Source organism: Mesorhizobium sp. M1E.F.Ca.ET.041.01.1.1 (assembly GCF_003997355.1).
Taxonomy (GTDB): domain Bacteria; phylum Pseudomonadota; class Alphaproteobacteria; order Rhizobiales; family Rhizobiaceae; genus Mesorhizobium.
Genome location: NZ_RZSL01001275.1, coordinates 1 through 414 on the forward strand (window position 1 = coordinate 1; position 414 = coordinate 414).

The 414-nt window shown below is 57.0% G+C and carries 1 protein-coding gene; it reads right to left on the minus strand.

Annotated elements, in window-relative coordinates; all coding sequences use genetic code 11:
* The coding region (locus EOA38_RS38765) for a GntR family transcriptional regulator (RefSeq protein WP_189435292.1) at positions 1 to 285 on the minus strand (285 nt) is incomplete at its 3' end.
* Between the last annotated feature and the right edge of the window lie 129 nt (positions 286 to 414).

The window sequence follows — 414 nt, forward strand, 5'->3', positions numbered from 1 at the left end:
TCCTTCAAGGTTGACGCGGATCTTCGTGATCTCATCCAAGTCTGACCGCGTTAGGCTTGGAGCTTTAATGGTCTTCGGGCCTGCCATTGAGAGGCTTTCCTCGGACACAAGGCGCGTAATCGCCTCTCGGACAGGCGTAACGCTGACCTCCAGTTGAGAAGCTATGGCGCGATGCGTGATCTTCTCGCCGGGCTTATACACGCCGCTCCTGAGGCTTTCACGCACTATGCCGTATACTCTGTCGGACAGGGTCGCTGTCCGCGAATGGTCGCGCAAATCGTTCAATGCCCCGGCCTTGATCGATTTGTAGGCGCTTCGCTGCTAACTATTTTAGCCTTTACAGTGATGGCGCGCACCATCTCTAGGAACGATATCACAACCGTCGTTCCCCCGTGGGTCGCCCCCCCTTCGGGG